This is a genomic window from Mycobacterium sp. E2989, from assembly GCF_001667595.1.
Classification (GTDB): Bacteria; Actinomycetota; Actinomycetes; order Mycobacteriales; family Mycobacteriaceae; genus Mycobacterium.
The window spans coordinates 44308-54904 of the sequence record NZ_LZJX01000082.1; the positions used below are offsets into that span (position 1 = coordinate 44308).

Consider the following 10597-nt stretch of genomic DNA (forward strand, 5'->3'; position numbering starts at 1 on the left):
CCTCTCGTTATAGGGCGGCCAGCGCGGCCCTGATGTGCGGCACGATCCGGGACGCCGACGTCGGCGCGTCACCGGGGCCCGGGTCGGCGGCCGACAGCGCCGCGGCCCGCGCGTGGACGAACGCGGCCGGGGCCGCGGCCTCCGCGGCCGGCAGGCCCGCCGCGAGCAGCGCGCCGATCATGCCGGACAGCACGTCGCCGGAACCGGCGGTGGCCGCCCAGGATTGGCCGGCCGGGTTGAGGTACACCGGGCCGCCCGGATCGGCGATCACGGTGACGTTGCCCTTGAGCAACACCGTGACACCGAGGGCGTCGGCCAGCTTCCGGCACGCGCCCACCCGATCGTCACCGGGCGGATTGCCGGCCAGGCGGGCGAATTCACCCGCGTGCGGGGTCAGCACGGTGGGCGCCTGGCGGCCCGCGACCAGGTCGGGGTGCGCGGCCAGAATGGTCAGCGCGTCGGCGTCGACGATCACCGGCAGGTCGGTCTCCAGCGCGAACCACAGCGCGGCGGCGCCGGTGTCGTCGGTGCCCAATCCCGGTCCCACGACCCAGGATTGGACCCGCCCGGCCGACGCCGGGGTGGGTGACGCGATCACCTCCGGCCAGTGCGCGAGCACCTCCCGGTGCGCGCTGCCGGCGTAGCGGACCATGCCGGAGGTGGCCGCGACGGCGGCGCCGGTGCACAGCACGGCGGCGCCGGGATAGGTCGACGAGCCGGCCATCACGCCGGTCACGCCCTGGGTGTACTTGTCGTCGTGGGGGCCGGGCACCGGCCAGCGCGCGGCCACGTCGGCCGCCTCGAAGCCCACCAAGTCGGTGTCCGGCAGATCGAGCCCGATGTCGATCAGCTTCACCCGCCCGCAGTCGGCGAGCGCGTGCACGGGTTTGAGCCCGCCGAAGGTGACGGTGAGCACGGCGCGCACCGCCGGGCCCGGGATCGCCCCGGTCGCCGCGTCGACGCCGCTGGGGATGTCGACCGCGACCACCGGGATACCCGCGGCGTCGACCGCGGCGAACACCTGCGCCGCGGCCGGCCGCAGCGCCCCGGAGCCGGAGATGCCGACCACCCCGTCGATGACGAGATCGGTTGTGGGCGAGACGCTTTCGACGACACGGCCGCCGGACTTGATGAACGCCGCCAGCCCTTTGGCGTGGGTGCGTTCCGGATTGAGCAGCACCGCGTCGGCGGCGGCGCCGCGCCCGCGCACGAAGGTGGCGGCCCACAGCGCGTCGCCGCCGTTGTCACCCGAGCCGACGACCGCGCACACCCGGCGGCCGGACACCCCGCCGGCGCGGGCCCGCAGTTCGGCGACGATCTCGGCGGCCAGGCCGAAGGCCGCGCGCCTCATCAGGGCCCCGTCGGGCAGGCTGGCCAGCAGCGGCGCCTCGGCCTGGCGGATAGCGTCTACGGAGTAGTAGTGCCGCACCATTGCCACATTACGGGTCGGCGGCCGCGCGGATCAGGCCGATGCCTCGGGCGAGCGGCGCCGCCGCATCGCGGCCCGCAGCCGGGCCGGGCTGAGCTGCCGGGGGTCCATGTGCCGCGTCATCGGGTAGAAGCAGAGCCCGACGAGGATCGAGGTGAAATGCCCGATTGCGGTGAAGTTCAGCTCAATACGGTCCATCGTGATCAACGGAAAGCCGAAAATGATGAACAGCACGGCCAGATAGCCCCACCGCCACGGCGGCGCGATGTGATAGGCCAGCACCGCCATCACCCCGACCAGGAAGTAGCTCACGCCGATGTCGCGGGCGTTCACCAGCCGCTCCGACGCGTCGCGTTGCTCGATCGCCAGATACAGCAGACCCTCGCTGAAATAGGTGGACAGGATGTGGGCACTCAATCCCACTGTGAGCCAACGCAATTGACCGAGCCAGTGTTCGGCCGGCGCCAGGAACAGCGTGAACAGCAGCAGGTAGGGCGTCAGGTTGTACCCGTCGATCCACAACAGGCTGGAGAACAGCACGTCGAGCGGATCGCGCGCCAGCCCGTGGATGTTGGTGGAATGGTGCATCAGCATCTTGTGCAGTTGCCGCTGGGGCAGCCAGTGCTGCAGGAGCGTCGTGATCAGCAGGACGATGAGCCACCCGTAGGTCAGGGGCGCGCCGCTGACGTAGTGCCAGACCGCGAGGCCCATGCTGCGCAGTCGGGACCGCACCGGTGCATCCGTCACGTCATCACCTTCGCACGCTCGCGACGCGCCGTCCCGGTTAGACGGCAAACGCGTCAGGCCGACTTCGCCGGTGGTTCGGCGTCGGGACGCAGATGCCGCCACCAGCAGGTGATGTAGAGCAGCATCGAGATCACCAACACGACGAGCACCCAGAGCACGATCGTGATGTCGATCCAGCCGCCGAACGGCGGCGAGCCGGGAAGCGCGTTGCGCAGCGGCACCACCGCGAAAAGCATCGCCGCATACCACGTCGTCATCGGGGGCTGAAACTTTCGCCGGTTGCGCGCCGTCTGAACCGCGACGAACAGGCCCAGAGCGGCAATGGCGATCAGCACGCCGCAGATCACGACGCCGAACGCCGCAGCGCTCAGGGATCGTTGCAGGCTCACCCGGTACGGGCCGAGCCCGCCGCCGTTGTTGGCGTGGACCTGCCAGCCGGGAAGGTGGTTGACGAACGTCGCGGGCAAGCGCTCGGGGACGCCCCCCTCGCCGCCGTGCAACAGCTCGACCTCGATCGGCCCCGACTCGTAGCGGTCGAAGGGCCAGCGCTCGATCTCCCCGGCGATGGTCACCGGGACCGGAAACACCCCGGGCAGCATGCCCTTGGTCCAGCTGCGCCGGACCGGCGTCGCCGCGGACCGGACCCACAGGCTGAGGTCTTCATTGAGGTGCTGCGTCTGCGGGTCCAGCATGGACGATCCGGGCGAGATGGACAGGTTGAGCACCAGCACGCTGTAGTTCGATTGCACGTCTTCGACCGAAAACGTTGCGGTACTGGTGCTGCCCGCCGCCGGGACTTCGGCCCGGTGATGCGCCGTCCGGCTGTGGGCGTACAGCGCAACCGACGCGACGTATGCCGCGATGAGGGACGCGATGACACCGACGACGGCGAACCTCATGCTGGGTTCGCCGGCGCCGCGGTCACCTCGGGTCGCAGATGGCGCCACCAGCAGGAGATGTAGAGCAGCATGGACAACACCAGGACGACGAGCACCCAGAGCACCAGGGTGATGTCGATCCAGCCGCCGAACGGCGGCGAGCCGGGAAGCGCGTTGCGCAGCGGCACCACCGCGAAAAGCATCGCCGCGTACCACGTCGTCATCGGGGGCTGAAACTTCCGGCGGTTGCGCGCCGTCTGAACCGCGACGAACAGGCCCAGCCCTGCGATGGCGACGAGCACGCCGCAGATGACGAGGCCGAACGCCGCGGCGCTCAGCGAGCGGTGCACGCTCACCCGGTAAGGACCGGCCCCCTCGGTGGACACCTGCCAACCGGAAAGGTGGTTGACGAAGGTCACCGGCAGCCGTTCGGCGACGGTTTCGCTGCCGCCGCGCATGAGCTCGATCTCGACCGGCCCCGACCCGTAGCGGTCGAAGGGCCAATTCTCGATCTCCCCCGCGATGGTCAGCGGAACGGGAAAAACCCCGGGCAGCATGCCCTTGGTCCAGGTGCGGCGGGTCGGCGTCGCCACGGATCGCACTCGCAGACTGAGGTCTTGGTTGAGGTGCTGGGTCTCCGGATCCAGCAGGCCCGACGCGGGCGAGATGGACAGGTTGGCCATCAGCACGCTGTAGTTCGATTGAATGTCCTCGATCACCAGCGTGGCCGTGCTTCGGTCACCCGCCGCGGCGGTGTCCCGGTGGTGATGGTGTCCCCCGCTGTTGGCATACAACGCGACCGAGGCGACGTACGCCCCGACGACCCCCACGATCAGAGCCACGACGCCGAACTTCACGACCACCCCCTACTCGATTATCGAAAAACGTTGCAGCGAACGGGATTTCAACCCGAAGGCGCCGGGACCGGGTCGGGCGGCGGGGCGGGAACCTCGGGCTTCAGGTGCCGCCACCAGCAGACGATGTAAATCAGCATCGCGGTCACCAACGCGACGATCACCCAGAGCACGATCGTCACGTCGATCCACGCCCCGAAGGGTGGCAGGCCGGGCAGCGCGTTACGCAGGGGCACCACGGCGAACAGCATCGCCGCGTACCACGTCGTCATCGGGGGCTGGAACTTGCGGCGGTTGCGCAGCGTCTGGACGGCGACGACGACGGCGAGGCCGGCGATCGCGATGAGCACGCCGCAGATGACCATGCCGAACACCGCGGTGCTCAGCGCGCGCCGCACGTGCATGCGGTACGCCTCGTGGCCCGGGATCTTGGACATGGTGACCTTGAAGCCCGACAGGTGGTCGATGAGTCTGACCGGAATGAGTATGGGGGGCTTAGTCGTATCTCCACCGGGAAAGAGTTGCACCTCGATCGGCCCCGACTCGTAGTTGTCGAAGGGCCAGCGTTCCAGGTGACCGGCGATGGTCAGCGGCAGCGGGAAGACGCCGGGAAGCATGCCCGGCGAATAGTCCTTGCGACTGGGCTGGGCCGACGATCTGATTCGCAGCACCAGATCTTCCTTGAGGCGGTGGGTGACCGGATCCAGCAGCGAGGGCCCCGGTGCGACAGCCACATTGGCGACGACGGCGCTGTAGTTGGACTGCATCTCCTCCACGGTCAGGGTCGCCATGCTCTGGCTGGCGGTCTCCGCGTTGTCGCTCAGGGTGCCGGGGGCGGACCCTTCGACGGTGTCCTTGTAGAGGCCGATCAGCGCGATGTATGTCCCGAGAACGAGCACGATGATTCCCACCGTGGCGAGCCTTCTGACCGCCGGTCGCATGCTGCTCCTCACCCCATGGAGTTGCTGTTCCAGAGGGCAATCTAATGGAATGGCCGCGCATCTCGCGGCGATACGGCCGAAGCCGTTCGTTTGTCGGCGCCTATTCGACGGCCCCGATTGTCTCGTTCCTCCTCGCCGCGCAAGCGCGACGCATCGTCACTCGACGGTAACGGACTTGGCCAGGTTGCGCGGCTTGTCCACGTCGTAGCCGCGGGCCTGGGCCACCGACGCGGCGAACACCTGCAGCGGGATGGTCGACAGCAACGGCTGCAGAAGCGTTGACACCGCTGGAATTTCGATCAGGTGGTCGGCGTAGGGCCGCACGGTGTCGTCGCCCTCTTCGGCGATGACGATGGTGATCGCGCCGCGCGCCTGGATCTCCCGAATGTTGGACAGCAGCTTGGCGTGCAGCGTGGCCTGCCCCTTGGGTGAGGGCATGACGACGATCACCGGCAGGTCGTCCTCGATCAGCGCGATCGGGCCGTGCTTGAGCTCGCCGGCGGCGAACCCCTCGGCGTGCATGTAGGCCAGTTCCTTGAGTTTCAGCGCGCCCTCGAGCGCCACCGGGTAACCGACGTGGCGTCCCAGGAACAACACGGTCGAGGACTGGGCGAACCGATATGCCAGCGCGGCCACCGGCTCGATCATCGCGAGCACCCGCGCGACCAGGTCCGGCATCGACTCCAGCTCCTGGTACTCCCGCTCGACCTCGTCGGGGTATTTGGTGCCGCGGGCTTGGGCCAGCGCCAGCCCCACCAAGTAATTGGCGGTGATTTGGGCCAGGAACGTTTTCGTGGAGGCCACGCCGATCTCGGGGCCGGCGCGGGTGTAGAGCACGGCGTCACACTCGCGCGGGATCTGCGAGCCGTTGGTGTTGCAGATCGCCAGCACCTTGGCCTTCTGCTCCTTGGCGTGCCGGACGGCCTCCAGGGTGTCAGCGGTCTCCCCGGACTGGGAGATGGCGACCACCAGGGTGCTGCGGTCCAGCACCGGGTCGCGGTAGCGGAATTCGCTGGCCAGTTCCACTTCGACCGGCAGCCGGGTCCAGTGCTCGATCGCGTACTTCGCGAGCAGCCCGGAGTGATACGCGGTGCCGCAGGCCACCACGAACACCTTGTCGATCTCGCGCAGCTCCTGATCGGAGAGCCGCTGTTCGTCCAGCACGATCCGGCCGTCGACGAAGTGCCCCAGCAGGGTGTCGGCCACCGCGGCGGGCTGCTCGGCGATCTCCTTGAGCATGAAGTACTCGTAGCCGCCCTTTTCCGCGGCGGCCAGGTCCCAGTCGATGTGGAACTCGCGGTACTCGACATCGGCGTTGCCGTGGAAGTCGGTGATCCGGTAGCCGTCGGCGGTGAGCACCACGGCCTGGTCCTGGCCGAGTTCGATGGCGTCGCGGGTGTGCGGGATGAACGCCGCGACGTCGGAGCCGACGAACATCTCCCCGTCGCCGATGCCGAGCACCAGCGGGGTGGAGCGGCGGGCGGCCACGATGGTGCCGGGCTCGTCGGCGTTGGTGAACACCAGGGTGAAGTGGCCCTCCAGCCGGCGCAGCACGGCCAGCACCGAGGCGGGGAAGTCGCCGGCGGTCTCGCCGTGCCGGTACGCGTGCGCCACCAGGTGCACGGCGACCTCGGTGTCGGTGTCGCTGACGAATTCGACGCCCTCGGCCTCCAACTCGTGCCGCAGGCTGGGGTAGTTCTCGATGATGCCGTTATGGACGACGGCGATCTTGCCGGCGGCGTCGCGGTGCGGGTGCGCGTTGCGGTCCGTCGGGCGCCCGTGGGTGGCCCACCGGGTGTGGCCCAGGCCGGTGGTTCCGCCAAGCGATTCGGCCGGCATCTGGGCGACCGCGTCCTCCAGGTTGGCCAGCCGGCCGGCCCGGCGGCACACGGTCAGCGTCCCGGCGCCGTTGACCAGTGCGATGCCCGACGAGTCGTAGCCGCGGTACTCCATCCGGCGCAGCGCATCCATGACGACCTGGCAGGCAGGCTGCTGCCCGACGTAGCCGACAATTCCGCACATTTGAACCAGGGTAGTGCAGGCCGCACCCCCAGCCCGCACTCCGCGGGTAGGGTTAGGCCGCCCACCTGCGCGAAAGGCCCGATTTGAGCGACCCGTACCGCCAGTTCTCCGTCCGGCTCACCGAGCACATCGGCGCCCTCGTGCTCTGGTATAACCGTCGCTACACCTTCACCGGCACACTCGAACAGTGCGAACGCGCATACCGCTCGGCGCAGACCCTCAACTTGCTGGCGGGTTGGTGGAGCCTGCTGTCGGTGCTGGTCATGAACTGGATCGCGCTGATCTCGAATTGGAACGCGATCCGGGAGGTGCGCAGGCTGGCCGCGCAGCCCGCCCCCGCCGGCTACGGCGCCGGGCCCGCCGCCGGCTACATCCCGGCCCCGCCCGCCGCCGGCCACATCCCGGCCCCGCCCGCCGCCGGCCCGCCGCCGGGTTGGTATCAGGACCCGTCGGGGCCCGGACAGCGCTACTGGGACGGGGCCCGGTGGACGTCGTGGACGCATCCGCCCGGTTTTCCGGCGCAAGGACGCTGAGCTTCCGCTTCACACCGTCTTCATAAACGGCAGAAACGTTTTTCACCTGATGTATTTGTGGCGTTTTCGCATGCGTCATCGCTCTAGCAATTCAGCTACTTAGAATTCTGCTTATCGGCTAGGACTGGCTCCCACCGAAGTCAGCAGAAAGGACGGCTCGTTGACGCCCGCAAGATGATCACCACCTGGGGAATCGCAGATCCACCGGTGAGAACGCGCGCAGCGCAACCATATCTTCTTCCACAATAACCGTTTAATACAGACATCAATGCCGATTGTCTAGCTACCCGGTAATCGCGTTTAACGCCTCGCCGTTAATTCGGCTTGGCCAGAAAATTCAAACTACGCGTAAACCGCTTGTTCATAACTGTTAATCCGAAATTCTGTATTCCTTCAAGGGGAGAATCATGACTGCTGTCCTGTTCGACGACGTGGTAACCAGCTCGCCCGCGCCCGCCCTGACGCTGGCTCCCGCGCCCACGACCACGCCCGCGCCCCGGCGCCGTCACCGTGCGCCGCTCAGCAGCGGCGACCCGATGGTGGACGCCGCGGCCCGGGTGCTGAGCATCCCGTTGCGCCACATGTACGCGGCGCTGTGGCGGGTGGGTGTGATCGAAGTCAGGGCCTAGCCGCGATGCGCTAACGTCGACGCGTGGCCCGCACCCGCAAGCTCTTCGCAGCCCTGCAACGCCGTGGCCCGCATCGCGTTTTGCGCGGTGACCTGGCGTTCGCCGGGCTGCCGGGGGTGGTGTACACGCCGGAGGCGGGGCTGAATCTGCCCGGGATCGCGTTCGGCCACGACTGGCTCACCAAGGCCGCCCGCTATGCCGGTCTGCTCGAACACCTGGCGTCGTGGGGCATCGTCGCCGGCGCACCCGACACCGAACGCGGCCTGGCCCCGTCCGTGTTGAATCTCGCCTACGACCTCGGCACCGCGCTGGACATCGTGTCGGGCGTGCGCCTGGGCCCGGGCAAGATCAGCGTGCATCCGGCCAAGCTCGGCGCCGTCGGGCACGGTTTCGGCGGGTCAGCCGCCGTGTTCGCCGCGGCCGGCATGCCGAACAAGCTGGCCGCGGCGGCGGCCCTGTTTCCCGCCGTCACCAGCCCCCCGGCCGAAGATCCGGCCCGGACGCTCAAGCTGCCGGGGCTGATCCTGACCGCGCCGGGCGATCCGCACTCGCTGACCTCCAACGCCCTGTCGCTGTCGCGCGCGTGGGACGCGGCCACGTTGCGCATCGTCAGCAAGGCCCAGCCCGGCGGACTGGTCGAGGGCCGGCGGCTGACGAAGGTGTTCGGCCTGGCTAGCCCGCACCGGCGCACGCAGCGGACCGTGCGCGCCCTGCTGACCGGTTACCTGCTCTACACGCTGGGTGGCGACAAGACCTACCGCGACTTCGCCGATCCCGATGTGCAGCTGCCCAAGACCGACGCGCTGGATCCCGAGGCGCCGCCGGTCGCGTTGGAAGAGAAGATCGTCGCGCTGTTGAAGTGACGCGGCATCTGGGTAATTGCCCAACTGTGCCGAACCGGATCGTCGAGGAAACCCGAAACGCCGCCCGTCGGTGCGGTCGTGGTATCTGTCGTTGATGCGAATCGGGATCGCTCTGGATTATTCGGGCGGCTTTCATCAGGCCGTGGACCGCGTGGTGGAACTCGAGAAGGCCGGCATCGACATCGCCGTGGTTGCCGAGGCGTACGCGTTCGACGCCGTGAGCCAGCTCGGCTATCTGGCCGCCAAGACGAACACCGTCGAGTTGGCCTCGGGGGTGTTTCCCATCTACATCCGCACGCCGTCGCTGCTGGCGATGACCGCCGCGGGCCTGGACTTCGTGTCCGACGGGCGATTTCGGCTCGGCATCGGCACCTCCGGGCCGCAGGTGATCGAGGGCTTCCACGGCGTGGAGTTCGACGCCCCGCTGGGCCGCACCCGCGAGATCGTGGAGATCTGCCGCAAGGTGTGGCGGCGGGAAAGGCTGCAGCACAACGGCAAGCAATACCAAATCCCGCTGCCCGCCGACCGCGGGACAGGTCTGGGCAAGTCCCTGCAGCTCATCAATCACCCCGTGCGCGAACGCATTCCGATCACGATCGCCGCGCTGGGCCCGAAGAATGTCGAGCTCACCGCCGAGATCGCCGAGGGCTGGCAGCCCGTGTTCTACCTGCCGGACAAGGCCGCGTCGGTCTGGGGCGACGCGCTGGCGGCCGGCGCGGCCAAGCGGGATCCCGCGCTGGGGCCGCTGGACGTGATGGTGCACGCGTCGGTGGCCATCGGCGACGACGTCGACGACCGGCTGGCGTGGGTCAAGCCGCAGCTGGGGCTGTATCTCGGCGGGATGGGCGCCAAGGGCCGCAACTTCTACCACGCCCTGGCCACCCGCTACGGGTTCGGCGACGTGGCCGACCGTATCCAGGAGCTGTACCTGTCGGGCCGCAAGAAGGAGGCGATCGACGCGGTGCCGGACGAACTGGTGCGCGGCATGTCGCTGGTCGGCCCGCGCGGATACGTCGCCGAACGCCTGGCCGCCTTCGCCGAGGCCGGCGTGACGACCATGTTGCTCAGCCCGCTGGGCAACGACCGCGCCGAATCCCTGCGTTTTATCGAGGAAATCCTGCAGCTGCGCCCCTCCTGAGCGGTCACTGCCCCGCCTGCGGCAGCTGGTCGGCGGCGATCTCGCAGGGCGTCTTGCCATCGGTCCCCGGCGGAGGCGGTTCGCCCGCCGGCGCCGCATCCGGCGCGGGCGCCCCCGGCGGCGGGGCCTCCGGCACCGGCGCGTCCGCCGGCATGGGCGCGTTCTCGGGCACCGGCACCTCCTCGGGCATTGGTGCACCCTCCGGCGTCGCCGCTTCGACCGGCTGCACCGCCCCGTCGGGTGTGGCCTCTCCTTTCTCCGCGGGCTCGTCGTCCGCGTCGTCGGGCTGAAAGGGGTCCTCGTCGAAGGCATCCCCGTCGTCGAGGGCATCCCCGTCGTCGAGGGCATCGGTAACCCCCGACCCGTCGCCCGTCGAGCCGATCAGCCCACCGACCGCATCGACGATCCTGCCGGCCAGCCCGAGCAGGCCGTCCCCGCCACCGCCGAGCCCGCCGGTGGATCCCGCGCCGACCGCCACGGGCGATGCGCTGGGCGGGGCCGGCCGCGGCGGCTGGTATCCGGGCCCGAGATCGCCCGGGGAGTCGAAGCGGGCGGTCGGACCT

10 protein-coding genes and 1 pseudogene are annotated in these 10597 nt (G+C 69.1%); 4 read left to right on the forward strand and 7 right to left on the reverse strand.

Going from position 1 to position 10597, the window contains the following annotated elements:
• Window positions 1-7: 7 nt before the first annotated feature.
• From A5680_RS14825 to glmS, 6 genes are all read right to left on the reverse strand, one after another.
• Window positions 8-1429, reverse strand: a complete 1422-nt coding sequence (locus A5680_RS14825; RefSeq protein ID WP_067820505.1) for an NAD(P)H-hydrate dehydratase — start codon at window positions 1427-1429, stop codon at window positions 8-10.
• A 33-nt stretch (window positions 1430-1462) separates the two neighbouring features.
• Window positions 1463-2140 (reverse strand): rhomboid-like protein, encoded by a 678-nt coding sequence (locus A5680_RS14830; RefSeq protein ID WP_067820480.1) that lies wholly within the window; start codon window positions 2138-2140, stop codon window positions 1463-1465.
• Between the two features lie 89 nt (window positions 2141-2229).
• On the reverse strand, window positions 2230-3075 hold the full coding sequence (locus A5680_RS14835; RefSeq protein ID WP_067820483.1) for a DUF4436 domain-containing protein: 846 nt from the start codon (window positions 3073-3075) through the stop codon (window positions 2230-2232).
• Window positions 3072-3911 carry a DUF4436 domain-containing protein gene (locus tag A5680_RS14840; RefSeq protein WP_067820508.1) on the reverse strand — a complete coding sequence of 280 codons (840 nt, stop codon included), beginning with the start codon at window positions 3909-3911 and terminating at the stop codon, window positions 3072-3074. The genes A5680_RS14835 and A5680_RS14840 overlap by 4 nt, the downstream gene beginning before the upstream one ends.
• 47 nt (window positions 3912-3958) lie before the next feature.
• Window positions 3959-4849, reverse strand: coding sequence for a DUF4436 domain-containing protein (locus A5680_RS14845; protein WP_055404796.1), 891 nt, complete (start codon window positions 4847-4849; stop codon window positions 3959-3961).
• 156 nt (window positions 4850-5005) lie between these two features.
• Window positions 5006-6871 (reverse strand): glutamine--fructose-6-phosphate transaminase (isomerizing), encoded by a 1866-nt coding sequence (glmS, locus tag A5680_RS14850; protein ID WP_055404787.1) that lies wholly within the window; start codon window positions 6869-6871, stop codon window positions 5006-5008.
• 83 nt (window positions 6872-6954) lie between these two features.
• On the opposite strand from glmS, the gene A5680_RS14855 reads away from it, so the two are divergent.
• The 4 genes from A5680_RS14855 (at window position 6955) to A5680_RS14870 (ending at window position 10034) form a co-directional block, all read left to right on the forward strand.
• A complete protein-coding gene (locus tag A5680_RS14855) occupies window positions 6955-7404 on the forward strand; it encodes a DUF2510 domain-containing protein (protein WP_055404786.1) in 450 nt (149 codons plus the stop codon).
• A gap of 407 nt (window positions 7405-7811) precedes the next feature.
• Complete coding sequence (locus A5680_RS14860; RefSeq protein ID WP_055404785.1) at window positions 7812-8033, forward strand: Rv1535 family protein; 222 nt, start codon at window positions 7812-7814, stop codon at window positions 8031-8033.
• Between the two features lie 23 nt (window positions 8034-8056).
• Window positions 8057-8896 carry a dienelactone hydrolase family protein gene (locus A5680_RS14865; RefSeq protein WP_055404784.1) on the forward strand — a complete coding sequence of 280 codons (840 nt, stop codon included), beginning with the start codon at window positions 8057-8059 and terminating at the stop codon, window positions 8894-8896.
• A 94-nt stretch (window positions 8897-8990) separates the two neighbouring features.
• Window positions 8991-10034, forward strand: a complete 1044-nt coding sequence (locus tag A5680_RS14870) for an LLM class F420-dependent oxidoreductase (RefSeq protein WP_055404795.1) — start codon at window positions 8991-8993, stop codon at window positions 10032-10034.
• A gap of 4 nt (window positions 10035-10038) precedes the next feature.
• Here the strand turns inward: A5680_RS14870 and A5680_RS26050 are convergent.
• Window positions 10039-10597 (reverse strand): annotated as a pseudogene (locus A5680_RS26050) (hypothetical protein); the annotation flags it as partial.

Bases quoted from the DNA above. Each gene is read 5' to 3' on its own strand.
- A5680_RS14835 (WP_067820483.1), bottom strand. From the start codon at position 3,075: ATGAGGTTCGCCGTCGTCGGTGTCATCGCGTCCCTCATCGCGGCATAC.
- A5680_RS14845 (WP_055404796.1), bottom strand. From the start codon at position 4,849: ATGCGACCGGCGGTCAGAAGGCTCGCCACGGTGGGAATCATCGTGCTC.
- A5680_RS14830 (WP_067820480.1), bottom strand. From the start codon at position 2,140: ATGGGCCTCGCGGTCTGGCACTACGTCAGCGGCGCGCCCCTGACCTAC.
- glmS (WP_055404787.1), bottom strand. From the start codon at position 6,871: ATGTGCGGAATTGTCGGCTACGTCGGGCAGCAGCCTGCCTGCCAGGTC.
- A5680_RS14860 (WP_055404785.1), top strand. From the start codon at position 7,812: ATGACTGCTGTCCTGTTCGACGACGTGGTAACCAGCTCGCCCGCGCCC.
- A5680_RS14870 (WP_055404795.1), top strand. From the start codon at position 8,991: ATGCGAATCGGGATCGCTCTGGATTATTCGGGCGGCTTTCATCAGGCC.